Genomic DNA, 25,957 nt, shown 5'->3' with positions numbered 1-25,957 from the left:
GCTCAAAACGTTAAAGAAGTACGTTTCCTGGCAAGGCTAGCGCCCACACTCTTTCTGGTCGGAATGTGGTACGCGACTCAACATTCTTGATAACCATGCAAGTTATTTGAATAATACTACGGCTGAAAAAAAAGTGCAGGCTTTAACAATTAAATTATGTTGGTTATTGCGCAAACGGGTTGACGATTGTTGTTTCTTGAAGCCCGGTTTGAGATAAAAGTAGGATTTTGTCTGTCTTTTTGGCAGCAAGTTGCGAATGTGTCACCATGATCGCGCAAGCGCCCGTGGCTTTAATTTCGCGCTGCAACAGTGTCAGGATGGCGTCCGCCGTATCGGGATCGAGGTTGCCGGTCGGCTCGTCGGCCAGCACCAGCGCCGGGCGGTGCACCAGCGCCCGGGCGATGGCCACGCGCTGCATCTGGCCGCCGGAGATCTGGTGCGGGAAATCGTGCTCGCGGCCGCCCAGGCCCACCGCGTCCAGCATCTCCGCCGCGCGCGCGATGGGCAGGCCGTTGAGCAGCAGCGGCAGGGCGACGTTCTGCAGCAGGGTCAGGTGCGGCAGCACGTGGAAGGCTTGAAAGATGAAACCCATGCGCGCGCGCCGCAGGCGGGTGGCGGCATCGTCATCGAGGCCGGACATCGCAATGCCGTCGATGACGATCGGCGCTTCGCCGTTGGCGTCCGGCGTATCGAGGCCGGCGATCAGATTGAGCAGCGTCGATTTGCCGACGCCGGAATCGCCCATGATGGAGACGAATTCGCCGGCCTTAAAATTCCACGACAGGTTGGCCAGCACCGGGCGGCCGTTGTAGGACTTGGACAGCTGGCGAAGTTCGAGCATGGTTACCTTGTAAGTGCGCGCCGCATGGCAAAGCTGACGCCATCGACCAGCGCCACCAGCACCAGCATGGCGAGGATGACGGTGGCGGCCAGTGGCATCTGGAACAGCGACAGGTGGTACTTGAGCATCTGCCCCAGGCCGCCGGCGCCCACCACGCCGAGGATGGCGGCGGCGCGGATGTTGTTCTCCCAGCGGTACAGCGTATAGGACATCATCTGCGGCAGCGTTTGCGGCAGCGTGGCGTAGAAGAAGGCGCTGGTGGCGCCGGCGCCGTTGGTGCGCAGGCTTTGCTCCGGCAGCGGCGCGGCGTTTTCCAGCGAGTCGCCGAACAGGCGACCCAGCACGCCGGCGGTGTGCGCGGCCAGCGCCAGCGTGCCGCCCAGCGGCCCGAGGCCGGCGGCGATCAGCATGATGGAGGCCCACACCAGTTCCGGTATCGAGCGCAGCACGTTGAGCACCGCGCGCATGGCGGCGCGCGGCACGGCGCCAAAGCGGCCCGACGCCGGCAGCGAAAACGCCAGGCCGAGGACGGCCGCCAGCAGGGTGCCGAGGCCGGACATGGCCAGCGTTTCCAGCGTGGCCCAGAAGGTCTTGGTGAGGAAGCCGCCCGATGTTTCCGGCGGCGTGAAGCCGGCCAGCAGTTCCATGGTGCTGTTGACGGCTTCCACGGTGAAGAATTCGTGCCACTTCAGCGGCAGCGTGGCGAAGCTGGCGATCACCAGCACCACGACCAGCAGCATCAGGATGCGCACGGTCCAGTCGCGCGGCGGCGGTTTGGGCATATTCGGATTCATCCCAGGCGCCTCCGCAACACTTTGGAGAACTGGTCGGCCAGCGCCACCAGCGCCACGAATATCAGCAGCATCGACGAGACTTCCGCGCCGTTCAGCGCCTTCAGCGATTCGTCCATGCGCTGACCCAGGCCGCCGGCGCCGACGAAGCCCATCACCACCGAGCCGCGTATCGCGCACTCCCAGCGATAGACGGTGTAGGACATCAGTTCCGACGCGGCTTCCGGCAAGGCGCCGTACAGCAGCGCGCCCAGGCGTCCGGCGCCGTTGGCCAGCAGCGTGTCGCTGGCGTGGGCGTCGGCCGATTCGAGGATCTCGGCGTAGACCTTGGCCAGCATGCCGCAGTAGGTGAGTGCGATGGCCAGCACGCCGGCCGTCGGTCCCAGGCCGATGATGCGCACGAACAGCAGCGCCCACACCAGCTCCGGCACCGAGCGCAGGATGACCATCAGCCAGCGCACGGTCTGGCGCACGGCGATGGCGATGGGGCGGATGCGTCCCGTGCCCAGCGCGGAAATCGACAATTGTTCGTTGATGACCAGCGTGGCCGGAATCGCGCCGATCAGGGCCAGCGCCAGTCCGGCGCTGGCGATGGCGATGGTGTTCCAGGTTTCTCGCGCCAGCATCCGCAGGAATTCGGCGTCATGCGCCGGCACCAGGAAGTCGGCCAGGAAGCGGCCGGTGGCGCTCAGGCTTTGTTCGTCGAACAGTATCCATGGCTTGAATTCGGAGATCACCAGCGTGGGCCACAGCACCAGCAGTCCGACCACGCAGGCGATGATGCGGCCGCGCAGCGCGGGATCGCGATAGCCCTCGCGGGCGTGGAGCAGCGCGGCCATTACAGGCAGGCGCCTACGCCGAGCTTGACCGCCATGGCATCGTCTTCATGCGGCGTGTCGTCGGCGACGGCGGGCTGTTCGCCCTGATACAGCGCGGCGATCATCTGCGGCGTGACCTGCTCGCGCGGCAGGTCGAATTCGACGCGGCCGTTGCGCAGCGCGACGATGCGCGGGAAGTGGGCCAGCGCCAGTTCCACCTGGTGCAGGCTGCAAATCAGCGTGGCGTTGCGTGCGGCGGCTTCTTCGCGCAGCGTGGCCAGTGTGAGTTCGGACAGCGCGGGATCGAGCGCGGACAGCGGCTCGTCCACCAGCAGCGCCTTGGCCGGCGACAGCAGCAGGCGCGCCAGGCCGCAGCGCTGGCGTTCGCCGCCGGACAGGCGGTCAACGCGGGAATACAGTTTGTCGCCGAGGTTGAAGCGCGACAGCGCCTGCCACGCGGCTTGCGGGTCGTCGGGCTTGAACAGCGAGACCAGCGCGCGCCACACGCTCCACTGCGGCAGGCGCGCGGCCAGCACCGCCGTCACCACGCGCTGGCGCGGCGGCAGCGGCGGCGTTTGCGGCGCCAGGAACAACTGCGCGCGCAAGCGATGACGCGCCGCCTCGCCCAGCGCCCACGGATCGGCGCCGAAGGCGTGGAAGCTGCCTTCGGCCGGTTTGTGGGACAGGGACAGCGTCGCCAGCAGGGTGGTCTTGCCGGCGCCGGAAGGACCGATCAGGGCCAGTTGCTCGCCCTGTTCGATGGTCAGGTTAATCGTTTGCAGCGCGGGAGCCGACGGCGCGCGCAGATGGCGCACCGTCAGGTTTTGCAGTTGGTAAGTCGGCATTGCGGGGTACTTTTTACTTCAGCAGACCGGCGTTTTTGGCGGCGGCTTCGATGTTCTTGTAGTTCTCGGCTTTGGTCGGGATGAACTTGACGGTGCGTTGCAGGTCCATGATCGCTTTGTCTTCAGGCTTGTTGATGTCCAGCGCCAGGAAGGCGTCGGTCAGCTTTTTCTTCAGATCGGCGTTCATGTCGGTGCGCACCGACCAGTTGTAATCGTAGTAGCCTGGCGTGGTGTAGAACACGCGCACCACGGCTGGATCGACCTTCTTGGCTTCGATCAGTTTTTCCCAGACCGAGATGTTCAGCGCGCCGGCATCGACCTTGCCGCCGGCAACCGCGGCCACGGTGGCGTCATGCGCGCCCGAGAAAGCGATGCGCTTCAGATCGGTGTCCGGATTGATCTTGGCCTGCAGCAGGTAGTAGCGCGGCATCAGGTGGCCCGAGGTCGAGGACTCGGAACCGAAGCTCAGGGTCTTGCCTTTCAGGTCGTTCAGGCTGTTGATGCTTTTATTGGTGGTGACGAACACCGAGCGGAACTTTTCATCTTCGGCGCGCTGCACCAGCGGCGTGATGGCGCCCTTGCTGCGGTCATTGGCCTGCACGAAGGTGAAACCGCCGAACCAGACCATGTCGACTTTCTTGTTGATCAGGGCCTCAACCGAAGCGGCGTAGTCGGTCACGGGCGTGAACTCGACCTTCATGCCAATCTTCTTCTCCAGATACTCGCCCAGCGGCTTGAACTTGCGTTGCAGCTCGGTTGGCGCTTCGTCCGGGATGGCGGACACGCGGAACACGTGATCGGCCGATTGGGCTTGCGACCAGGAAGCGGCCAGCATCATGCTGGCGGCGAGTAAGGATTTGAGGGAGATTTTCATTGTGGTTGCCCTTTTTATGTGAGAAGTCGCACTGAACTTTTGATCCAACGCTACAAAATGGATATTCGGCTATCATAACAAAAATCATCCCCCGGGATGACCACCCAGAATAAAGGCAGAGCATTCCATGCAAGTGTCCCGCGCCCCGGCGATCCGTGTTGTGTCGCCCCTCGCAAACAACACCATCGCGCAGCAGCGGCCCGCCCACGGCAGTGAGGCAGTCATGAACGAGATCAGCGCAGGCTTGCTGGCGTCCGACGCCTGCACCTCGCCCAAGTTCCTGTATGACAGCCTGGGTTCCAAGCTGTTCGAAGCCATCTGCGAACTTCCCGAATATTATCCAACCCGCACCGAGGCCAGCATCTTCGCCGCGTATGGCGCCGACATGGCGCATGCGATCGGCGAGGGTAGCTCGCTGATCGATCTCGGCGCCGGCAACTGCGCCAAGGCGGCGTCGCTGTTCCCGCTATTGAAGCCAGCGCAGTATGTGCCGGTCGATATCTCGCGCGACTTCCTGCTGGGCGCCGTCGCCCAGCTGCAGCAGCGCTTCCCCCAGATCGAGATGACCGCGCTGGGACTGGATTTTTCCAGCGGCTTTGAACTGCCGGACAGCGTGCGCGCCGAGCGCCGCGTATTCTTCTATCCCGGTTCGTCGATCGGCAACTTCTCGCCGGAGCAGGCGGTGACCTTCCTGCGCGGCCTGCGCGCCAACGCCGGCGCCGACGGCGGCCTGCTGATCGGCGTGGACCTTATCAAGGACCGCGCGGTGCTGGACGCGGCTTACGACGATGCACTGGGCGTCACCGGCGCCTTCAACCTGAACATGCTGCGCCACCTGAACCACCTGATCGGCGCCGATTTCGAAGTCGACCAGTGGCAGCACGTGGCCTTCTTCAATCCGGAGAAAAGCCGCATCGAGATGCACCTGGAAGCGCGCTGTCCGCTGACCGTCACCTGGCGTGGCGGCGAACGCGATTTCGCGCGCGGCGAGCGTATCCACACGGAAGACAGCTACAAGTACACGCGCCAGTCCTTCGTCACGCTGCTGGAGAAGGCCGGCTTCGCCACCTCGCGCATGTGGACCGACAAGAACAACTGGTTCGCCGTCATTCACGCCCGGGCCATTCCCGACTAAGCTTATGGAACAACTACAAGCCCGCTATGCGGCGGTACGCAAGCACACGCTGGCGCTGGCCGAGCCGCTGACCGACGAGGACTGCGGCGCGCAGTCGATGCCGGACGCCAGCCCGATCAAATGGCACCTGGCGCACACCACCTGGTTCTTCGAGACGTTTATCCTGGAACGCATGGAGCGTGATTTCGCGCCGTTCCATCCGGCGTTCCGCATCCTGTTCAATTCCTACTACAACGGCATCGGCGAGAAGCACCCGCGCGCGCAGCGCGGCCTGCTGACGCGGCCCGCCATGTCGCAGGTGCGCGCCTACCGCGCGGACGTCGACGCGCGCATCGCCCGGCTGCTGGCCAGCGACTTGAGCGACACGCAGCGCGCCGACCTGGCGATGCTGATCATGCTCGGCACGCAGCACGAGCAGCAGCACCAGGAACTGATGCTGACCGACGTCAAGCACCTGCTGGCGCAAAGCCTGCTGCGTCCCGCCTACATGGACATCCCATTGCCTGCCGCCGCCCCGGTCGCGCCGCTGGCGTGGCTGGATTTCGACGGCGGCCTGACCGACATCGGCCACAACGACGAAGGCTTCAGCTTCGACAACGAACTGCCGCGCCACAAGCAGTATGTGGCGCCGTTCGCGCTGGCCTCGCGGCTGGTGACCAACGGCGAATACCTTGACTTCATCAACGCCGGCGGCTACTTCAACGCCGCCCTGTGGCTGGCCGAAGGCTGGGACTGGGCGCGCACGCAAAACCTGAAAGCGCCGATCTACTGGTTCCAGGACGAGAAAGGCGCATGGCAGGAGTTCACGCTGCACGGCCCGCAGCCGCTGGACCTGAACCGGCCGGTGACGCACATCTCGCTGTTTGAAGCGGACGCCTACGCCCATTGGGCCGGCGCGCGCCTGCCGACCGAATTCGAATGGGAATACGCTGCCGCGCAGGCAGCGTTCGAAACCGGCTCGCTGCATCCGGCCGGCGCTGCCGGCGACGGCTTGCGCCAGATGTACGGCCACTGCTGGCAATGGACCAGCAGCAGCTACGCGCCGTATCCCGGCTTCGCGGCGGCGGAGGGCGCGCTGGGCGAATACAACGGCAAGTTCATGCTGAACCAGTACGTGCTGCGCGGCTCCTCGTCGGCGACGCCGGAAGGCCACGCGCGCGCCAGCTACCGCAACTTCTTCCCGGCCGGCGCCCGCTGGCAATTCACCGGCATTCGCCTGGCGCGCCGTTAAGGCATGTACTGCACCGGGCGGCTGTCCGGATCGGCAAGGGCGATGATTTCCGCCATATCCGCTTTGGGCGGATAGATCCACTGCGTGTTGATCATGCCCTTCAATTCCGCCGCCGGTGCGCCGGACAGCTTTACCTGACGATCCCACCCTTCGGTGTACACCCCGTCGTCGGCACCCAGCGCCAGGCAGGTTACGTAGTTTTGCTGATCGTATGGAATCGCCGGCAGTCCCAGTACATCGGCCATGGCGTTGTGGCCGGCGGAGCGGCCCAGGTTCATCGCGTGCTGGCACGACATCAAGGCGTGGTTGCCCTGGTCGTCGGAAGCAGCGCGCGCCACGTCGCCGGTGGCGTAGATGTCGGAGCTGCCGACGCGCAGCGCCGGCGTCACTTGCAGGCGGCCGAAGGCATCGCGCTCGCCGGGAACCTGTGCAGCCAGTGCGCTGGCGCGCGCGCCCGCTGTCCAGATGACGGTGCCGGCTTCAATGCGCTCGCCGCCGGCAATGGTGACGCCATTGTCGTCGATGGCTTCAACCGCATGGCCCAGCCGCAGGCTGACGCCCTTGTTGCGCAGCGACTGCTCGATGACGGGACGCGGGCCGGCGCCGAGGTCCGGGCCGATGTCCTGCGCCTTCTCCACCACGATCACGTCAAAATCCGCATCGCTGCCGAAGATTGCGCGCAATCGCGCCGGCATTTCCGCCGCCGTTTCAATGCCGGTAAAACCACCGCCGCACACCACCACCGTATTGCGCGCCTTGCTGGCCGCGCGCTGCGGCAGCGCCTGCAAATGGCGTTGCAGTTCCTCGGCCTCGTTCAGCTGATCGACGCTGAACGCATGTTCCTTCAGGCCCGGAATGGCAGGGCGGAACAGCGTGCTGCCGCTGGCGAGCACCAGCTTGTCGTAGCTGAAGGATTGCGGTTTGCCGTCGGCGTCCAGATAGTTCACCGCATGGTCCTGTGGGTGGATCTGCTCCACGGCGCCGACGATGTGGCGCACGCCGGCCGCCGCAAACAGGTCCACCAGCGATGGCGCCATGCCGGCCAGGTCGGCCTCGTACAGGCGAGGTCGGATGTGCAGGTTGGGCTGCGGCGAGATGATGGAAATCTCCACCGCCTCTTGCTGGTTTTGCAGATGGCGCAGGCGTGCGGCCGCCAGTGCGCTCCACATACCGGAGAAGCCGGTGCCGACGATCAGGATTTGCTTGGTCATTTAGGTTCCTTGGTAAAGTTCAATAACTACGACTATAGTTGTCGTAGTTTGTAAACGCAAGGAGTTTTTACACTGCGTGTTAAAATAGGCGACTCATTTAGTCGGAGTTCATATGTCGCACATCAGTTCCGGAGTCGAATACGGGATACACTGCCTGCTGTTTCTGGTCGGCGAAGACGGTGGCAGTCGTGACGCCAGCGTGCGCGACCTGGCGGAGTTGCAGGGCGTCCCGCTGGATTTCCTTGCCAAGATTTTCACCAAGCTATCGAAAGCAGGGCTGGTGGCGGCCACTGAAGGCGTGAAGGGCGGCTTTACGCTGGCCCGCGCGGCCGGCGACATCAGCGTGCTGGATGTGGTGACGGCGATCGACGGCGACAAGGCGCTGTTCGACTGCCGCGAAATCCGCGCCCGCTGCGCCTTGTTCGACGACGCGCCGCCCAACTGGGCGACCTCCGGCACCTGCGCCGTTCACGCCGTGATGCAAAGCGCCCAGCGGCGCATGGAAGAAGCGCTGGCGCAGGAAACCTTGCAAGACCTGGCGCAAAAGGTCAACCGCAAGAGTCCCGCCAGCTTTGACACCAAAGTAGTGAACTGGCTGGGCGAACGCGCCGGCAAGCGCACCGCCAAATAAATCCGGGGTCAGGTCCCCCATTTCTACACGAGCTGTGCCGTAGCGCCGCTACGGCACAGCTCGTGTAGAAATGGGGGACCTGACCCCGGATGGATTACAGGCGGAACTGGCTGACGACTTCATTCAGTTCGCTGGCCTGGTCCTGCATCGCCGAGGCGGCTGCGGCGGCTTGCTCCACCAGCGCGGCGTTCTGCTGCGTGACCTGGTCCATCTGGCTGATGGCGATGTTGATCTGCTCGATGCCGCTGGTCTGCTCGCGGTTGGCCAGTGACATTTCTTCGACGATCGCAGTCACCTTGCGCACGCTGTCCTGCACCTCGCTCATGGTGTTGCCGGCCAGGTCCACCAGCTGCGCGCCGGCCGCCACCTTGTCGACCGAGTCGTCGATCAGCTGCTTGATTTCCTTGGCCGCGCTGGCCGAGCGCTGCGCCAGCGTGCGCACTTCCGACGCCACCACCGCAAAGCCGCGCCCCTGCTCGCCGGCACGCGCCGCTTCCACCGCCGCATTCAGCGCCAGGATATTGGTCTGGAACGCGATGCCATCGATGACCGAAATGATGTCGACGATCTTGCGCGAGGAGTCGTTGATGGCGTTCATGGTGTCCACCACCTGCGCCACCACCGCGCCGCCGCGCTGCGCGATGTCGGTGGCGTCGTGCGCCAGCTGGTTGGCCTGCTGCGCATTGGCGGCGTTCTGCTTGACGGTGCTGGTCAGTTCTTCCATCGAGGCGGCGGTTTCTTCCAGCGAACTGGCCTGCTCCTCGGTGCGCGATGACAGATCCATATTCCCGCTGGCGATTTCCGCCGACGCGGTGTTGATGGCGCCCGTGCCGCTGCGTACCCGGCCGACGATGTTGGACAGGTTGCTGCTCATCTGCGCCATGCTCTCCAGCAGCTGGCCCATTTCGTCGCGCTGCGTGCTGCTGATGTTTTGCGTCAGGTCGCCGGCGGCGACGGCGCGCGCCACTTGCAGCGCATCGCCGATCGGTTCGGTGATCGAGCGCGTCACGCGCCACGCAAAGCCCATCCCCAGCAGCAGCGCCACGAGGCCCAGCCACGCCATCATCTGGCGCGCCATCGAGATGTCGTGCTTGACCGCCGCGCCGTTTTCTTCCACCACCGATTTCTGCAGCGCGTTGAGCATGCGGATGCTCTCCTGCAGCGTGTTCAGCTTGGGCTGCATGTCGCTGCGCATGAAGGTCAGGGCGGCGTCGCGCTGGCCGTCCGCCAGCAGCTTGCCCACCTGCGTGAACGAGGCCACGTAGGCCTTGCGTTCGTCGCCGATGCGCGCCAGCAGCGCCGTGCCTTCCGCGCGCGTGACCAGGCGGCCCAGTGTTTCCAGCGCGGTGGTGATGATCTTCTTGTTGGCGTCCATCTCGCTCTTGATGGCGGCCAGGCGCGCGCTGTCGTCGGTGGTGAACAGTTCGAGGGTGAGGGCGGCATTGGCGCGGGTGGTGGCGGTGACGGTGGCCGCCGCTTCGGCCTTGACCCAGTCATTGTCGATGATGGTGTCGTTCATCGCGCCGATGCTGCTGAGGCGTTGCAGGCCGATCCCGATCAGTATCGCCATCAGCAGCAGGACGGCGCCAAAGGCGAGGCCGAGGCGCGCGCCGATTTTCAGATTCGAGATATTCATCCTGGGCTCCGTGAGGTCGACAGCCCGTATAGCGCTATGTTGCAGTGCGGAAAACCTCCCTTTTGCCGAGGTGTTGCGCGAACGGGACGCCAGCGCAGGCGTCCCGCTCTCCGGCATCAGGCGCTGACGGCGCCCTTGGCCTGTTCCGCTTCCGAGCGCACCAGCTGGCGGTTGACGGCGCTGAGCACGGCCTTGAAGGACGCGGTCAGGATGTTGCTGTCGGTGGCCGCGCCGAACAGGGTCGGGCCGTTGGCCAGGCGCAGTTCGACGTAGCAGGCCGCCTTGGCGTTGGCGCCGGAGCCGATCGAGTGCTCGTGGTAGTCCATCAGCTTGATGTCCAGGCCGAGCGCGTCGACGAAGGCGTCGATCGGGCCGTTGCCGCCGCCTTGCAGCGCCAGTGGCGCGCCGCGGTGCATCATGGCGATGTCGATCTGGACCGGCTCGTCGCTGCTGGTGTCTTCCACCATCTTGTGCGACTGGTAGGCGTACGGCGTGTTCTGCTCGAAGTACTCCTTGCTGAAGATGTCGTAAATGCCGTTGGAGGTGATCTCCAGGCCGGTCTGGTCGGCCACCGCCTGCACCGCGCGGCTGAATTCAATCTGCAGGCGGCGCGGCAGCACCAGGCCGTAGTCCTGTTCCAGCAGGTAGGCCATGCCGCCCTTGCCGGACTGGCTGTTGACGCGGATGACGGCGTCGTAGCTGCGGCCGAGGTCCTGCGGGTCGATCGGCAGATACGGGATTTCCCAGATCGCGCCTTCCTGTTGTTTGGCGAAGCCTTTCTTGATCGCGTCCTGGTGCGAGCCGGAAAAGGCGGTGAATACCAGGTCGCCCACGTAAGGGTGGCGCGGGTGCACCGGCAGCTGGTTGCACTCTTCCACCACCTTGCGCACTTCGTCGATGTCGGAGAAGTCCAGGCCGGGATTGACGCCCTGGGTGTACAGGTTGAGCGCCAGCGTGACCAGGTCTACGTTGCCGGTGCGTTCGCCGTTGCCGAACAGGCAGCCCTCGACGCGGTCGGCGCCGGCCATCACGGCCAGTTCGGCCGAAGCCACGGCGGTGCCGCGGTCATTGTGCGGGTGGACGCTGATGATCAGCGAATCGCGGCGCGCCAGCTTGCGCGACATCCATTCGATCTGGTCGGCGTAGACGTTGGGCGTGCTGCATTCGACGGTCGACGGCAGGTTGATGATCAGCTTCTTGCCTGGCGTCGGCTCGAAGATGGCGCTGACGGCGTCGCAGATATGCTTGGAGAAGTCCAGCTCCGTGGTGGAGAAGGATTCCGGCGTGTATTCGTAGCCCCACTCGGTGTCCGGATGCTGTTTGGTCAGTTCCTTCACCAGCTTGGCGCCGGTGGTGGCGATATTGGTGATCTCTTCGCGCGACATGCCGAACACCACTTTGCGGAACACCGGCGCCACCGAGTTATACAGGTGGACGATGGCGCGCTTGGCGCCGACGCAGGATTCCACGGTGCGGCGGATCAGTTCTTCGCGCGACTGGGTCAGCACGATGATGGTGACGTCGTCCGGGATGCGGTTCTCTTCCACCAGCTTGCGCACGAAGTCGAAGTCGGTCTGCGAGGCGGAAGGGAAGCCCACTTCGATTTCCTTGATGCCGATCTTGATCAGCAGGTCGAAGAAGCGCAGTTTTTTCTCGATGCTCATCGGCTCGATCAGCGCCTGGTTACCGTCGCGCAGGTCGGTGCTCATCCAGATCGGCGGTTTGCTGATGATGGCGTTTGGCCAGGTGCGGTCGGTCAACTGCACGGCTGGGAATGGACGGTATTTGCTCGCTGGGTTCTGCAACATCATGGTAATGCTCCTGGATCGGGAATAGAGGGGGACTGGCTAAACGATGTGGCGAAAGGCTGCGGCGCGGCCACGGGATACTAGGCGCGGCAACCGATCGGTAGTTTTAGCAGTAGCGACAAGGCTGGGAGCATCGGTACAACTTTCCTGGATTGTGAGACGGGTGCGGCTTGTGGCCGGCACGGGGTACAACAGAGACGCGGATTAAACGCGTGCTAGTAGACGCGCTGCTAGCGATAGGGCGCTGGCAGGCGATAGCAGGAAAGCGGATAGGTGCAGATGCGAGATCATTCCTCAAATGTACGCGATCGGCGCCGCGCCCGTCAAGCGAATGTTTGCATGATTGATTTGATATTTTTGCAATTCGCGCATACCATCGGAGCACTTTCATTCATGGAGACTGTGCATGCGCCGATTCATTTCTGCTGTTTTGTGTGGCTTGTTTGCCAGCGCCGCGTTGGCCGCGCCGCCCAAGGCGGTCAGTACGCCGGAGGATGTGGCGGCCATCACAGCGGTCACCGAGCAGTTCCAGGCCGCGCTGAAGGCCAAGGATGTGAAAGTGCTGTCCGCGCTGATGCTGAATTCGAACATCATGTGGACCGCGCCGATGGCCGACCAGCGCGTGCAGCAGATCCGCGCGGAGCTCGATCCGAACTTCGACGGCGTACGCGCCAGTGGCGGCTATAACGACTTCGCCCAATTCGTCAAAGACGCCAAACTGCCCATCGAAGAGCGCTTCTACAACGTCAAGATCACCCAGGACGGCGATCTGGCCTGGGTGATGTTCGACTATGAGTTTGTCGGCGACGGCAAGGTCGAGAACTACGGTGTCGAGACCTGGCAGATGGTCAAGCGCGGCGGCCAGTGGAAGATCTTCTCCGTGGTCTGGTCGGTCCACATCCCGGAAACATAAGATCAGCTGACGATGACGCGCGCCTCGCCTGCGGCCATGCGGCCGATGACGGCGGCTTCGGCGAAGCCTTCGCGCCGGAACAGGGCCAGCACGTCGTCCACGCTGGCCGCATCGCAGGACACCAGCAGGCCGCCGGACGTCTGCGGATCGGTCAGCAGCGAGTGCTGCGCCGGCGTGATGCTCTCGGCAAGCTTGACGTCCTTGCCATATGCTTCCCAGTTGCGGCCCGAGGCGCCGGTGAAGTAGCCGTCGCGCGCCAGCTGTTCAACGCCCGGCAGCAGCGGGATTTGCTGCATGTCGAGATGCGCTTCCAGTTTGGCGCCGCGCGCCAGTTCCAGCAGGTGGCCCAGCAGGCCGAAGCCGGTGACGTCGGTCAACGCATGCACGCCGGCCAGCTCGGACAAGGCCTTGCCCGGCTTATTGAGCTTGGTGGTGTTGGCGATCATGGCCTGGTAGCCCTCGTCATTGAGCGCGCCTTTCTTCAGTGCGGCCGACAGCACGCCCACGCCCAGCGGCTTGCCCAGTATCAGCACGTCGCCGGCCTTGGCGTCGGCGTTGCGCTTCACTTTCGACGGATGGATCAGGCCCATCACCACCAGGCCGTAGATTGGCTCCACCGAGTCGATGGTGTGGCCGCCGGCGATGGGAATGCCCGCCTCGGCGCAGATCGACTCGCCGCCCTTGATGATCTGGCCGATGGTTTCCACCGGCAGTTTATTGATCGGCATGCCGACCAGGGCCAGCGCCATGATCGGCGTGCCACCCATCGCGTACACGTCGGAGATGGCGTTGGTGGCGGCGATGCGGCCGAAATCGAACGGATCGTCGACGATCGGCATGAAGAAATCGGTGGTGGCGATCAGCGCCTGCTCGTCATTGAGCTGGTAGACGGCGGCGTCGTCGGAAGTCTCGATCCCGACCAGCAGTTCCTTCGGCACCGGGAAGCCATGGGAGTTCTTCAGGATCTCGGACAGCACGCCGGGCGCGATTTTGCAGCCGCAGCCGCCGCCGTGGGAGAAGGAGGTGAGTTTGATAGCGTCATTGCTCATGGTTCGGTTCCTGGTTGATTCGGATTGCGGCGGAGGCGCTGGTACAATCGGCGCATGACTTCTTCATTCAGGAATGCGACGTCGCAGCAACTGGCACAAGCCCTCCAGCATGCGAGGGATTATACGCTTTCGCTGTTCGACTGTTTTGCCGCCGCCGGTATGGACGTGGCGGCGCGCGTGCCGCCGCTGCAGACCATCAATCCGCCGCTGTGGCAACTGGGGCGGATTGCCTGGTTCGCCGAATGGTTTATTCTGCGCGAAGCAGTGTCCAGCCATCCCGCCGACGCCGACGGCAACTGCCTGCTGACCAAGGGCGACGACTGGTTCGACGCCGAGCGCGTGCCGCACCGCGGCCGCTGGGCGCTGGATCTGCCCACGCCCGGCGGCGTCAAAACCTACTGCCACGAAGTGCTGGACCGCGTGCTGGACAAGCTGACGCGCGAACCGAATACCGACGAGGCCCTGTATCCCTACCGCCTGGCGCTGGCCTATGAGGACATGCAGGGCGAAGCCATGCTCCAGGCCCTGCAGGCGCTGGGCCTGCCGGCGCCGGTGCACGCGGCGGGCGAGGTGCTGCAAGTGCCGGCGCCATCCGAAATCCGCTTCCCCGGCGGGACTTTCCAGCTGGGCCGCAAGTCCGGCGACGGCTTCAGTTTCGATAACGAGCGCCAGGCGCACAGCTTCCATGTGGCCTCGTTCAGCATGGACAGTGCCCCGGTGAACAACGGCCAGTATGCAGATTTCGTCATCGATGGCGGCTACGACAACCGCCAGTTCTGGAGCGACGCCGGCGCCGCGTGGCTGATGCGGCAGGAACGCTCGGCGCCGCGCTACTGGCAGCGCGACGGTTCGCAGTGGCGCGCCATGCGCTTCGGGAAGCTGTCCACGCTGCCCGCTGCGGAGCCGGTACGGCACGTCAACCTGTACGAAGCGCAAGCCTACTGCGCCTGGGCCGGGCGCCGCCTGCCCACCGAAGCCGAGTGGGAATATGCGGCCTTGTCCGGCCATCCCGCCTTGCGCTGGGGGCAGTTGTGGGAGTGGACGGCGTCGCCGTTCGAGCCGTACCCGGACTTCGCGGCGGACCGCTGGCTGGAATATTCAACGCCGTGGTTCCACACGCACCAGGTGCTGCGCGGCGCCTCGTTCGCCACGCCGGCGCGCCTTGGCTCGGCCAAGTTTCGCCGTTTCGCGCTGCCCGAGCGCGACGACCTCTTTGCAGGTTTCCGCACCTGCGCCTGGCCGGGATAGTTTCCCGTTTGGCGGATGCTCTGCTATGCTTTTTGTTTTCCATTGCCAGGGCGTCCTCCATGAAACTGAAGCACTTACTGATTTCCGCTGCCATCCTCGGCGTCGCCGCACAGGCCAACGCCGCAGACCAGGTGACCGTCATCCGCGCCGGCAAACTGGTGGACGTGGTGGCCGGCACGGTGCTCAAGGACCAGACCATCGTCATCACCGGCGAGCGCATTACCTCGGTCGGCCCGAGCGCCTCGGCGCAGGTGCCGGCGGGCGCCAAGGTGATCGACCTGTCGGCGCAGACCGTGCTGCCAGGCCTGATCGACATGCACACCCATCTGACCGGCGACCCTTACCTGGGCGGCTACAACTCGCTGGGCGTGTCCGACACCCGCGCCGCGCTGTACGGCGTGCGCTCGGCGCGCAAGACGCTGGAAGCCGGCTTCACCACCGTGCGCAACGTCGGCGCCTCCGGCTTTGGCGACGTGGCGCTGCGCGACGCGATCAACGATGGCGACTTCATCGGCCCGCGCATGCGCACCGCCGGCTACGCCATCGGCATCAAGGGCGGCCACTGCGACGAGAACCTGCTGCCGCCGGACGTCAACTTCACCGGTCGCGGCGTCGCCGACGGCCCATGGGAAGCGCGCGCCAAGGTGCGCGAGATGGCCAAGTACGGCGCCGACGTGATCAAGATCTGCGCTTCGGGCGGCGTGCTGTCGAAAGGCGACGAGCCGGGCGCGCAGCAGTACACGCTGGAAGAGATGCAGGCCATCGTCAACGAGGCGCATAAGCTGGGCCGCAAGGTCGCCGCCCACGCGCACGGCACCAGCGCGATTCACGATGCGATCGTCGCCGGCGTCGATTCGATCGAACACGCCAGCCTGATCGACGACGCCGGCATCAAGCTGGCCAGGGAGAAGGGCACCTACCTGGTGATGGACATCTACAACGATGACTTCATCCTGCAGGAAGGCGAAAAGGCCGGCATGCTGCCGGAGTCGATCGCCAAGGAAAAAGTCATAGGCCAGCTGCAGCGCGATAACTTCCGCAAGGCCTTCCAGGGCGGCGCCAAAATGGCCTTCGGCACCGACGCCGGCGTCTACCCGCATGGCGACAACGCCAGGCAGTTCGCCTACATGATCAAGTACGGCATGACCTCGATGCAGGCGATCCAGGCCGCCACCATCAACGCCGCCGACCTGCTGGGCTGGAAGGACCGCGTCGGTTCCATCAGCGCCGGCAAGTACGCCGACATCATCGCCGTGCAGGGCAACCCGGCCGAGAACGCGGCCGAACTGACCAAGGTGTCGTTCGTGATGAAGGGCGGCGCGGTCATCCGCGATTGATGAACCTGGCCTGAGCGGGCATCACGCTGGCTCGCCAGGCCATGCGGGCGGTGTAGGGAGAAGTTGTTTTTCTTTTTATACTGCCTGCATGCGTTTTTTCCTTCTTCTTGTTGTCGCCTTGCTGAGCGCCTGTGGTGGCGGCGCCGGTTCTTCTTCCAGCGCCACCGTCACTGCCGGCGCCGCGGCGTCTTCGCCTTCCATCTCGGTCTCCGATCCCGTTGCTGTCGGCACGCTGCCGGCCATGGCCGATGCGCTGGTGGTGGGCGACCATATCGTGGTGCGCTCGCGCTCCGATGCCTTTGTCACCGTCAACGGCAGGCCTGTGTATGCCGCCACGCGACTGAGCGTGCTGGATCAGCAGGGCAAGCTGCTTTCCTCCACCGATTACGGCTTCACGCTGGCCGCCGGCTATACCGGCGAATGGCTGATGATGCTGTCGCCGGACGGCTTCGTCATGGTGCAGGCCACCACCGGCGCCAAACTGCTGCACTTCGACGCGCAGGCCAGGCTGACCGGCAGCGCCATCGACCTGTATCCCGCCGGCGACTACGCGGCGGCCGAAAGCGGCGGCGCGGTGGATGGCAACGGCTTCTGGCTGGCCACCACCTTCGCGCTGCTGCCGGTCACCGACAAGACGCAATACCTGCTCAAGCTGTGCAAGTTCGATTTCAACGGCAGGCAGCTGACGCCACCGTTCACGATATCCACGGCGGCGCTGCATCCGCGCGTTGCGGCGGCGGGCGGCGCGGTGTTGGCGGGTTGGCTGGAGAACGGCGGCGCGATGCTGGCGATGTGGGCCAAGGGCGCCGGCGCGCCAACCATCCGATCGCTCGGCACCGGCGGCGCGCAGCCGTATCCGCTCGCGCTCAACGCCGATGGCAAGATGGGCGTGCTATGGAATGGCAAGGCGACCGTCACCGCTGCCGGCGGCGTGATGGGCGTGGCGCTGGACAGCAATGGCGCACCGGTGCAGGCCACTGGCCGCACCGACCTGACGCAGGAAACGCTGTCCACCAACTGGGGCGGCAACGCGCGGGCGACGGAGATCGATGCGCATGCGTTCAGCGGCGGCGTCACCATCGCCGCCAGCGTGGTTGGCGCCTTCAGGACCGGCGACACGCCGGGCGATGTGCTGGTGCTGGCCGATTACGCGGTCAACGCGTCGCCGCTGTCGGCGCAGACGCCGATGCTGCTGCGCTTTACTTTACCCGGCGGCGCTGCGCTGGGTGCGGCGCCGGTCTTCCGCCAGATGCTGTTCGCCGACCACGCGCTGCTGCTGGCCGGCGACGACGACGGCCTGAAGGCTTTCTATACTAAGCGTAACCCCTAGTCGCCTCCCAAAAGTGTGGTAAATCTGCGCAAGTTACTTATTTGTCATAGACAATATTATTGGGTAATGCATAATCCTCTTTGCAATTAGTCACTGTTCATCCCCTTTGATCGAAAAGAGCTAACGGCGCCATCCGCGCCGTTTTTTGCGTTCGTCCTTTACAAACAGGAAGTTGATGGAAGCGTTTAAAAAATTAAAAATAGGTACGCAGCTGGCGCTGAGTTTCGGCACGCTGACTGCGCTGATGTTGATCATGGCAACCTTCGCGGTTGTGCGCATGTCGTCGATTACGAGTGCGTTTCACGACGAGCAGCGCGTGATGTCCGAGAAGCTGGAGCCCTTGTACGTCGCGCGCGAAGCACTGGCGCAAACCGGCCTGGCCGCGCGCAATGCCTACGTGTTTACCGATGCAGCGGCGGTGTCCAGAGAGCTGGCCATCGTCGATGAACAGAAGGCCATCTATCTGGCGGCGCTGGAGCAGATGGCGCCGGCGTACAAGGGCGATGCCGATTTCGAGAAGGTCCGCAGCGGCCTGCTGAAAATGGCAGATTCGCTGAAGCGCCCGCGCCAGTTGCGCGAAGCCGGCGACATGGAAGGCTACGCGGGCTTCCTGACCAATGAATGCAGCCCGCTGCGCAAGCAGATCGTGGCCGATATCGCCACGGTGCTCAAGTCCGTGCTGGCCGAGACCCATGCCGCCGGCGCCGACGTCGATGCGCACGCCAACCAGGCGTTCCTGTGGATCGTGCTGCAGGCGGTGTTGTCGCTGCTGGTGAGCGTGCTGATTGCGTGGGTGAACACGCAGCTGCTGCTCAAACAGCTGGGCGGCGAGCCGACCTACGCGACCGACATCGCCAACAAGATCGCCGAGGGCGATCTGTCGGTGGCGGTGCAGGTCAAGCCCAACGACCAAACCAGTCTGCTGCACGCGATTGCCGCCATGCGCGACAGTCTGTCGTCTATCGTCGGCCAGGTGCGCCAGGGGACCAATCTGATTGCCACCGCATCGTCGGAAATCGCCACCGGCAACCGCGACCTGTCGCTGCGCACCGAGCACCAGTCGGAGTCGCTGGAGAAGGTGGCCACCGCGATGGAGGAGCTGACCGGCACCGTGCGCCAGAATGCGCACAATGCGATGCAGGCGAACACGCTGGCGGTGTCGGCGTCCAACGTGTCGGAGCAGGGCGGTCATGTGATGGAACAGGTCACCGTGACCATGGCGTCGATTAACGATTCGTCGAAGAAGATCGTGGATATCATTTCGGTCATCGACGGCATCGCGTTCCAGACCAATATCCTGGCGCTGAACGCGGCGGTGGAAGCGGCACGCGCCGGTGAGCAGGGCCGTGGCTTCGCGGTGGTGGCGACCGAGGTGCGCAATCTGGCGCAACGCTCGGCCGCGGCGGCCAAGGAGATCAAGGCGCTGATCGATGATTCGGTGGTGAAGGTGGGCGCCGGTTCGGAGCAGGTGCACAAGGCCGCCGAGACCATGCACGAAGTGGTGACCAGCGTGAAGCGCGTGACCGAGATCATGGGCGAGATCAGCGGCGCCAGCATGGAGCAGACGGCGGGCATCGAGCAGGTCAACAACGCCATCAGCGAAATGGACAGCATGACGCAGCAGAACACCGCGCTGGTGGAGCAGGCTTCCGCCGCCGCGCAGGAGTTGCAGGATCAGTCGACCAGCCTGGCGCACGTGGTCGATGTGTTCAAGCTGGAGTCGCATACGGCCAGCGTGAGCGGCTTGCGTGGCCGCCGTCCGCGCAGCGCGCCTGCGGCGGTCGTGTCGTTGCCGGACGAGGAAGTGCGCCGGATCGCGAATGGCTGATTAAATTCCTTGCAAGCCGTGCTTGCCCATTCCATAATTGATAAATTGTTATGGTGATGGCTAATGCATGAAAATAGGCTTGCAAACGTGGGGTAGTCACGGCGACATACGGCCGTTTGTCGCGCTGGCGGAGGGCTTGCAGCTGGCGGGACATGCGGTCACGCTGCTGATTACCTGCGTGGACAGCGCGGCGTATGCGGGCATGGTGTCGCCGTCCGGCGTGGACATCCGCGTGATCGCCTCGCCGGTCATCGATCCGTCCGACGCTTCGGCGCTGGGCGAGGCGGCCATCAGGATGCGCAATCCGCTGACGCAGATGAAGAAGCTGATCGAAGGCGGTTTTCTGCCCGCCGAGGAGGCCATGCTGTCGGCCGCGCTGGAACTGGCGTCGGAGTCGGACCTGCTGGTCGGCCATTACTTCATGTATCCCTTGCAGATCGCCGCGGAGCGCGCGGGCAGGCCGTATGTCAGCGTGCTGCTGTCGCATGCGGCGATACCGAGCGCCTGCAGCCATCCGCTTGGCCTGCCGTTCGGGCAGGGACTGCTCTGGCGGCTGACCCGGTGGGCGTTGCAGAAGGCCGCCGGTCCCTATCCCAATCGCTTGCGTGCGCGGCTGGACATGCCGCTCACCACGGATATCGTCACGCAGGTGTGGCTGTCGCCGGAGCTGACGCTGGTGGGCGTCAGCCCGCGGATCTGCGAACGGCAGCCGGACTGGCCGCCTTCCATCCAGGTGTGCGGTTTCCTCGACATGCCCAACATGCAGCTGGAAGGGCGGCTGACGGCGGCGATGGAGGCCTTCCTTGCCGCCGGCGCTGCGCCGGTCTACATGACCTTCGGCAGCTGGACGCCGCCCGATATTCCCAATCAGACCGAGACGCTGCGCCTGTTCACCGAGGCGGCGCAACTGGCCGGATGCCGGGCCATCATCCAGACGCAGGATGCGGCGGCCTGCGGTTTCCATTCCTCGCAACAGATCCTTTACGTCTCGGCCGCGCCGCACCACCTGATTTTCCCGCGCTGTGCGGCGGTGGTGCATCATGGCGGCGCCGGCACCACGCAATCGGCCACGCTGGCGGGCCGGCCATCGGTGGTGGTGGCGCACATCAGCGAGCAGGAACACTGGGGCAATGAGCTGCGGCGGCTGGGTGTCGCCGGCAAGCTGGCCAAGCGACTCAGCGTGACCGCGAAGCAACTGGCGGCGCGGATCGGCGCTCTGCGGCCCGCGATGCAAATCCGGGCCGCCGCCGTTTCGCATGCGATGGCGCAGGAAAACGGCGTCGCCACTGCGGTGCGCTTGATTAACGAAAAATTCGGAGTGCGCTAGTTGGATATCTTAAGAATCACATCGCTGTTCTTCGTGACGGCACTGGCGGAAATCGTCGGCTGCTACTTGCCCTGGCTGGTGCTGAAGCAGGGAAAATCAGCATGGCTGCTGCTGCCGGCGGCGTTGTCGCTGGCGCTGTTCGCCTGGCTTCTGACGCTGCATCCAACGGCGGCCGGCCGCACTTACGCGGCCTACGGCGGCGCCTACATTTGCGTGGCGCTGCTGTGGCTGCGCTTTGTGGACGGCGTGGCGCTGACGCGCTTCGACATCGCCGGCGCCGTGCTGGCGCTGGTCGGCATGGCGGTCATCGCATTGCAGCCGGCTCAGTAGCAATGGATGCGCCGGACTATACGCGCTACACCGAGTTCCAGCTGCGGCAGGTTCTGCGCGATATCGATGCGCAGCGTTTTCCGGAACGCGCGCAGGAGGCGAGGCGGTGGCTGGGGCACTTTGAGCAGGCGAAGAAGTCACTGATGCCGGCCACGCAAACGCGGCGGCTGATTTCCAGATCGCCCAGCCGCCGTTTCATGCGCTGGCATCTGCTGGTGTTCCTTGCGGTGTCGCTGGTGGCCGCCGTGTCGACGTGGTTTTATCCCGCGCGCTGGGAGGTGTTGACGGCGGTCGCAGTGGTGGCTGCGGCAGCCGCACTGCTGGGCGCCGCAAGCATGGCGGCCTTGCAGTTGCAGGTATTCGATTGCGGCGATGGACTGGGATTCAAGCACAAGGATCTGGAAGCGTATGCCGCCTGGCGCGATATCGACAGGATCGAGTTGGGCAGGTCCGAGGACCAGGAATGGCTGGTCCTGCATCTGAAATTCGAGTCGGTGCTCGGCGAAACGATCGAGTTCTTTGCTTCCGCCGCCGCACCCGATGCAAGAACGCTGCGCGATCAGTTAAACAAGCGGATCGCCGGTCATTGAAGTACAACCTTTGATGGAGCTAACTGATGATGCCGAGATTCGTTCTGAAATGTTTGCTGGTTGCGTCGGCCGGTATGTCCAGTGCATTTGCCGCGCCGGCCGATGCCGAACTGGTGGCGCTGGTCAAGCGCCACGCCGAAGCGCAGGCCACCTTTGATCTGGCGGCGTTGAAGGCCATCACCGCCGACAATTACGCCGAGGTGTCGCCGGTGGGCGAAGTGGACAGCCGCGAAAAGATGCTGTCGTTCTACGCGCCGGAACTGAAACGTCCGGCGCCGCAGTTGCAGGTCGATGAGCCGCAGGTGCGCGTGCTCGGCCACAGCGCCGTGATCTATACGCGCCTGACCTTCACCATGGGTAGCGGCGACACGGCGCGCACCTTTGCGATGCGCGCCGGCTATGTGGCCCAGTTCAAAGACGGAAAATGGCTGCTGGTGTCGGCCCAATACACCGGCATCCGCCCGCCGAAGAACTGATTACAGCAGCGATTCCGCCAGGTCTTTCAGGTCGTCGGCGTATTCCAGTTCGACCAGCTCCTTGCGGGCGACGCCGCTGCGCCATGCGGCGGTGGCGATCTTCGGCGTGACGCCGCTCAGCAGGCGCGGGTCCAGCAGGCCTGGGACGATGTAGTCCTTGCTGAAGCGGGCGTCGCTGCGGGCCATGTCGGCCAGGGCCACCACGCAGGCGCGCTTCATTTCCTGGTTGATCGTCGAGGCGCCGGAATCGAGCGCCGCGCGGAACAGGTAAGGGAAGCACAGCGCGTTGTTGATCTGGTTCGGATAGTCCGAACGGCCGGTGGCGATGATCGCATCCGGCGCCACTTCGCGCACCAGTTCCGGACGCAGTTCCGGTTCCGGATTGGCCAGCGTGAAGACGATCGGGTGTGCGTGCATGCGCTGGATGTCGGCCTGCGACAGCACGCCAGGGCCGGACACGCCCAGGAATACATCGGCGCCGTCCATCACGTCGGACAGCGTGGTGGCGGTGGTGTCCTGCGCCCAGGCGGCTTTTTCGCCGTCCAGGTTGCGCGCGGTGGTCAGCACGCCTTTGCTGTCGCAGACGAAGATGTTGTTGCGCTGCGCGCCCAGGTCCACCAGCAGTTCCAGGCAGGCGATGGCCGCCGCGCCGGCGCCCGAGCAGACGATTTTGACGGTGGCGATATCGCGGCCGGTCATTTCAATCGCGTTCAGCATGCCCGCGCCCACCACGATGGCGGTGCCGTGCTGGTCGTCGTGGAACACCGGAATGGTCAGGCGCTCGCGCAGCTTGCGCTCGATGTAGAAGCACTCCGGCGCCTTGATGTCTTCCAGGTTGATGCCGCCGAAAGTCGGATGCAGGGCGGCGATGATGTCCACCAGTTTATCCGGATCGCTTTCGTCGACTTCGATGTCGAAGGCGTCGATGCCGGCGAATTTTTTGAACAGCACGACTTTGCCTTCCATCACCGGCTTGCCGGCCAGCGCGCCGATGTTGCCCAGGCCGAGCACCGCGCTGCCGTTGGTGATGACGCCCACCAGGTTGCCCTTGGCGGTGTATTCGTAGGCCTTGGTCGGATCGCGCTTGATCTCGACGCATGGTGCCGCGACGCCGGGCGAGTAAGCCAGGGCCAGGTCTTCCTGGGTGCTGACGCTCTTGGTGATTTCAATAGCGATTTTGCCGGCACTGCCGGAACGATGGTAGGCCAGTGCCTTTTGTTCAATCGTGGTCATATTATTATTTATTCCTATAAAGCGAAAAACGCCTGCACGAGCCAAAAGGCAGGTACAGGCGCAAACTGCTGGGGATTCAGTGGATCATGGATACAGGCCACGGACTTCACGGGCTTGCAGCACTCGGGTGCAAGCGAGGATGAAGGTGGCGGTTCGCAGCGTGACTTTCTTTTCCTGCGCAACGGTCCATACTGCATTGAATGCGTCCTGCATGATGCGGGTCAGGCGTGCATTAATTTCATCTTCGCTCCAGAAGAAGCTGGAGAAATCCTGCACCCATTCGAAGTATGACACGGTTACGCCGCCAGCGTTTGCCAGCACATCAGGAACGATCAACACGTCCTTGTCGGTCAGGATGTCGTCGGCTTCCGGCGTGGTCGGGCCGTTGGCGCCTTCCAGGATGATTTTGGTGCGAATACGCGGCGCGTTAGCGGCAGTAATCTGCTGTTCCAGCGCGGCCGGGATCAGGATGTCCGATTCCACGTCCCAGAAAGCGTCGCGGTCCAGGAAGGCTTCGGCGCCGGGGAAACCGGTGACGCTGCCCACTTCGGCCACATGCTTGTGCAGGCGAGGGATATCCAGGCCGCCCTGGTGCACCACGGTGCCGGTGTGATCCTGCACGGCGATGACTTTCGAACCTGCTTCAGCGAACATGGTCGCGGCCACGCCGCCGACGTTGCCGAAGCCCTGCACGGCGACACGGGCGCCGGCAATCGCCACACCGCGCTTGGCGGCGGCTTCGCGCCCCACCACGAACACGCCGCGGCCGGTCGCTTCGCGGCGGCCCAGCGAGCCGCCCAGCGAGATTGGTTTGCCGGTCACCACGCCGGTCGACAGATTACCTTCGATCATGGCGTAGGAGTCCATCATCCACGCCATCACCTGTTCGTTGGTGTTGACGTCCGGCGCAGGGATGTCTTTGTTCGGGCCGATAATCAGGCTGATTTCGCTGGTGTAGCGGCGGGTCAGGCGCTGCAGTTCGCCACGCGACAGGGTCTTGGGATCGACACGGATGCCGCCTTTGGCGCCGCCGTATGGCACGTTGACGGCCGCGTTTTTCACGGTCATCCACGCCGACAGGGCCATCACTTCGGACAGGGTCACGTCCTGGTGGAAGCGCACGCCGCCCTTGCCTGGGCCGCGCGACATATTGTGCTGCACGCGGTAGCCTTCGTAGTGGGCGATGGAGCCGTCATCGCGCTCGATCGGCACGTCGACGGTGAGAATGCGTTTCGGGCGCTTGAGCGTTTCGACCCAGCGCGACAGGCTACCGAGGTGCGGGGTAACGCGGTCGATTTGCTGCAGGTAGACGCCCCATGGGCCGAGATCTTCGGCGTTCAGGTAGGAGGGCAGTGCGTGTTGTGCTTGTACAGTGGTCATGCTCAAGGCTCCGTGGATTCGTTGGCTGAACGCCGCTCGTGGCGGCGCTCAAGTGGGACGAATCTTATGCCTGGGCAATTAAGGCGGCCAATGCTGTATGCGCATTCGGCTATGCATAAAACGCATAGTTATCTTTCCGATACCTCGATGCGGCGTTTTTTGCGGCCGCCGTTCTGCTGCATCTCGAGGAATTCCCACAGCCGGTCGACGATCGGTTTGCCGCGCCGGTGCGCGGACGGGCGCTCGCGGTACAGGCGGATTTCCATCTCGATTTCCCAGTCCGAGGTGTCGCCGTCGGCGCGCGCCAGCTGCTTTTGTTTGAGTTCGCGCGTGACCGCCGATTCGGGCAGGAAGGCGATGCCGCGGCCTTCCAGCGCCATCATCTTCAGGCCCTCGGCCATGTCGGTTTCATAATGCGGCTCCAGGTGCAGCGGCGTTTTGGCGTCGTTCAGGATCAGCTCCACCATGCGGCCCAGGTAGGCGTTGTTGGTATACGATAAAAACGGCAGCGGCGCGCGCTTGGTGCCGGGCAGCGTGAACTCCGGCACCTTGTTTTTATCGCAGCGGGCATACGCGCGCAAGGACTCGCGGCCCAGCACCAGCATGTCGTAACGGCCCGGATCGAGCTGCACCGGCTGGCGCGGATGGTGATAGCACAGCAGCAGGTCGCAGCCGCCTTCCACCAGCTGCAGCACGGCGTCGTGGACGTTGAGCGCCATCAGGCGGCTGCGGATCGGCGCGAAATCTTCTTCCAGTGCGGTCAGCCATTTCGGCACGAAGGTCAGCGACAGCGTGTGCGGCACGGCGAGGTCGATGCTGGTCTGCGCGGCGGCGCGCTTGGAGCGCAGCATCTCGCGCGCGCCGTTGATCTTGGCGAGCATCTCCAGCGCCTGCTCGTAGAACACGATGCCGGCCGGCGTCAGGCGCGTGGGGTAGGAGGTGCGGTCGATCAGGTCCGTGCCCAGCCAGTTTTCCAGCGACTGGATGCGGCGGGAAAAAGCGGGCTGCGTCACATGGCGCAGCGCCGCCGAGCGGCTGAAGTTGTTGGTCTCCACCAGCGAGATGAAGTCTTCCAGCCATTTGGTTTCCATGCAA

At 64.3% G+C, this 25,957-nt stretch carries 24 protein-coding genes; 12 read left to right on the top strand and 12 right to left on the bottom strand.

What is annotated here, in order from left to right:
- Positions 1-163: 163 nt before the first annotated feature.
- From GJ695_RS24240 to GJ695_RS24220, 5 genes are read right to left on the bottom strand one after another with little or no spacing between them, the layout of a single operon-like run.
- Positions 164-841 carry an ABC transporter ATP-binding protein gene (locus tag GJ695_RS24240; protein ID WP_154369352.1) on the bottom strand — a complete coding sequence of 226 codons (678 nt, stop codon included), beginning with the start codon at positions 839-841 and terminating at the stop codon, positions 164-166.
- 2 nt (positions 842-843) lie between these two features.
- On the bottom strand, positions 844-1,635 hold the full coding sequence (gene phnE / locus GJ695_RS24235) for a phosphonate ABC transporter, permease protein PhnE (RefSeq protein WP_154369350.1): 792 nt from the start codon (positions 1,633-1,635) through the stop codon (positions 844-846).
- The gene (locus GJ695_RS24230; protein ID WP_154369348.1) at positions 1,632-2,471 is read right to left on the bottom strand and encodes a PhnE/PtxC family ABC transporter permease; all 840 of its coding nucleotides are present in this window, start codon (positions 2,469-2,471) and stop codon (positions 1,632-1,634) included. The genes phnE and GJ695_RS24230 overlap by 4 nt, the downstream gene beginning before the upstream one ends.
- Positions 2,471-3,295 carry a phosphonate ABC transporter ATP-binding protein gene (locus GJ695_RS24225; RefSeq protein WP_154369346.1) on the bottom strand — a complete coding sequence of 275 codons (825 nt, stop codon included), beginning with the start codon at positions 3,293-3,295 and terminating at the stop codon, positions 2,471-2,473. Before GJ695_RS24225 ends, GJ695_RS24230 begins: the two co-directional genes overlap by 1 nt.
- Before the next feature lie 13 nt (positions 3,296-3,308).
- On the bottom strand, positions 3,309-4,169 hold the full coding sequence (locus GJ695_RS24220; RefSeq protein ID WP_154369344.1) for a putative selenate ABC transporter substrate-binding protein: 861 nt from the start codon (positions 4,167-4,169) through the stop codon (positions 3,309-3,311).
- A gap of 223 nt (positions 4,170-4,392) precedes the next feature.
- Here GJ695_RS24220 and egtD point away from each other — a divergent pair, with 223 nt between their 5' ends.
- Entirely contained in the window at positions 4,393-5,304 is a 912-nt protein-coding gene (gene egtD / locus GJ695_RS24215) for an L-histidine N(alpha)-methyltransferase (protein WP_229260626.1), read from the top strand.
- 4 nt (positions 5,305-5,308) lie between these two features.
- Positions 5,309-6,535 carry an ergothioneine biosynthesis protein EgtB gene (gene egtB / locus GJ695_RS24210; RefSeq protein WP_154369340.1) on the top strand — a complete coding sequence of 409 codons (1,227 nt, stop codon included), beginning with the start codon at positions 5,309-5,311 and terminating at the stop codon, positions 6,533-6,535.
- On the opposite strand, the gene GJ695_RS24205 is transcribed toward egtB, so the two are convergent.
- On the bottom strand, positions 6,532-7,746 hold the full coding sequence (locus GJ695_RS24205; protein ID WP_154369338.1) for an NAD(P)/FAD-dependent oxidoreductase: 1,215 nt from the start codon (positions 7,744-7,746) through the stop codon (positions 6,532-6,534). The genes egtB and GJ695_RS24205 overlap by 4 nt on opposite strands.
- 112 nt (positions 7,747-7,858) lie before the next feature.
- Here GJ695_RS24205 and GJ695_RS24200 point away from each other — a divergent pair, with 112 nt between their 5' ends.
- Positions 7,859-8,377, top strand: a complete 519-nt coding sequence (locus GJ695_RS24200) for an RrF2 family transcriptional regulator (protein WP_154369336.1) — start codon at positions 7,859-7,861, stop codon at positions 8,375-8,377.
- A gap of 94 nt (positions 8,378-8,471) precedes the next feature.
- On the opposite strand, the gene GJ695_RS24195 is transcribed toward GJ695_RS24200, so the two are convergent.
- Together GJ695_RS24195 and leuA are read right to left on the bottom strand one after the other, a co-directional pair.
- A complete protein-coding gene (locus GJ695_RS24195; RefSeq protein ID WP_154369335.1) occupies positions 8,472-10,013 on the bottom strand; it encodes a methyl-accepting chemotaxis protein in 1,542 nt (513 codons plus the stop codon).
- 116 nt (positions 10,014-10,129) lie between these two features.
- Positions 10,130-11,824, bottom strand: coding sequence for a 2-isopropylmalate synthase (leuA, locus tag GJ695_RS24190; protein WP_154369333.1), 1,695 nt, complete (start codon positions 11,822-11,824; stop codon positions 10,130-10,132).
- A 403-nt stretch (positions 11,825-12,227) separates the two neighbouring features.
- Between leuA and GJ695_RS24185 the strand changes: the two genes are divergently transcribed.
- On the top strand, positions 12,228-12,734 hold the full coding sequence (locus tag GJ695_RS24185; protein ID WP_154369330.1) for a nuclear transport factor 2 family protein: 507 nt from the start codon (positions 12,228-12,230) through the stop codon (positions 12,732-12,734).
- Between the two features lie 2 nt (positions 12,735-12,736).
- Here the strand turns inward: GJ695_RS24185 and selD are convergent, their stop codons facing one another.
- Positions 12,737-13,783 (bottom strand): selenide, water dikinase SelD, encoded by a 1,047-nt coding sequence (selD, locus tag GJ695_RS24180; RefSeq protein ID WP_154369328.1) that lies wholly within the window; start codon positions 13,781-13,783, stop codon positions 12,737-12,739.
- A gap of 54 nt (positions 13,784-13,837) precedes the next feature.
- Here selD and senA point away from each other — a divergent pair, with 54 nt between their 5' ends.
- The 8 genes from senA to GJ695_RS24140 all read left to right on the top strand — a co-directional run bounded on the left by senA (position 13,838) and on the right by GJ695_RS24140 (position 22,249).
- A complete protein-coding gene (senA, locus tag GJ695_RS24175) occupies positions 13,838-15,031 on the top strand; it encodes a selenoneine synthase SenA (RefSeq protein WP_229260627.1) in 1,194 nt (397 codons plus the stop codon).
- Between the two features lie 59 nt (positions 15,032-15,090).
- On the top strand, positions 15,091-16,368 hold the full coding sequence (locus GJ695_RS24170) for a Xaa-Pro dipeptidase (RefSeq protein ID WP_154369326.1): 1,278 nt from the start codon (positions 15,091-15,093) through the stop codon (positions 16,366-16,368).
- Between the two features lie 88 nt (positions 16,369-16,456).
- Positions 16,457-17,698 (top strand): hypothetical protein, encoded by a 1,242-nt coding sequence (locus GJ695_RS24165; RefSeq protein ID WP_154369324.1) that lies wholly within the window; start codon positions 16,457-16,459, stop codon positions 17,696-17,698.
- A 175-nt stretch (positions 17,699-17,873) separates the two neighbouring features.
- Complete coding sequence (locus tag GJ695_RS24160) at positions 17,874-19,526, top strand: methyl-accepting chemotaxis protein (RefSeq protein WP_154369322.1); 1,653 nt, start codon at positions 17,874-17,876, stop codon at positions 19,524-19,526.
- A 67-nt stretch (positions 19,527-19,593) separates the two neighbouring features.
- On the top strand, positions 19,594-20,853 hold the full coding sequence (locus GJ695_RS24155) for a glycosyltransferase (protein ID WP_154369321.1): 1,260 nt from the start codon (positions 19,594-19,596) through the stop codon (positions 20,851-20,853).
- Positions 20,854-21,183 (top strand): YnfA family protein, encoded by a 330-nt coding sequence (locus GJ695_RS24150; protein WP_154369319.1) that lies wholly within the window; start codon positions 20,854-20,856, stop codon positions 21,181-21,183. It begins immediately after the preceding gene.
- 2 nt (positions 21,184-21,185) lie between these two features.
- Entirely contained in the window at positions 21,186-21,773 is a 588-nt protein-coding gene (locus GJ695_RS24145; RefSeq protein WP_154369317.1) for a hypothetical protein, read from the top strand.
- A 26-nt stretch (positions 21,774-21,799) separates the two neighbouring features.
- Complete coding sequence (locus GJ695_RS24140) at positions 21,800-22,249, top strand: nuclear transport factor 2 family protein (RefSeq protein WP_154369315.1); 450 nt, start codon at positions 21,800-21,802, stop codon at positions 22,247-22,249.
- On the opposite strand, the gene GJ695_RS24135 is transcribed toward GJ695_RS24140, so the two are convergent.
- The 3 genes from GJ695_RS24135 to GJ695_RS24125 all read right to left on the bottom strand — a co-directional run bounded on the left by GJ695_RS24135 (position 22,250) and on the right by GJ695_RS24125 (position 25,953).
- A complete protein-coding gene (locus tag GJ695_RS24135; protein ID WP_154369313.1) occupies positions 22,250-23,482 on the bottom strand; it encodes a malic enzyme-like NAD(P)-binding protein in 1,233 nt (410 codons plus the stop codon).
- Positions 23,483-23,566: 84 nt separating this feature from the next.
- Positions 23,567-24,862, bottom strand: a complete 1,296-nt coding sequence (locus GJ695_RS24130) for a Glu/Leu/Phe/Val family dehydrogenase (protein WP_154369312.1) — start codon at positions 24,860-24,862, stop codon at positions 23,567-23,569.
- 128 nt (positions 24,863-24,990) lie between these two features.
- Positions 24,991-25,953, bottom strand: coding sequence for a LysR substrate-binding domain-containing protein (locus tag GJ695_RS24125; protein ID WP_154369309.1), 963 nt, complete (start codon positions 25,951-25,953; stop codon positions 24,991-24,993).
- Positions 25,954-25,957: the final 4 nt, after the last annotated feature.

Source organism: Duganella alba, from assembly GCF_009674495.1.
Lineage (GTDB): Bacteria > Pseudomonadota > Gammaproteobacteria > Burkholderiales > Burkholderiaceae_D > Rugamonas > Rugamonas alba.
The sequence above is the reverse complement of the archived record's forward strand: the minus strand, read 5'-3'. Positions and strand labels throughout refer to the sequence as shown.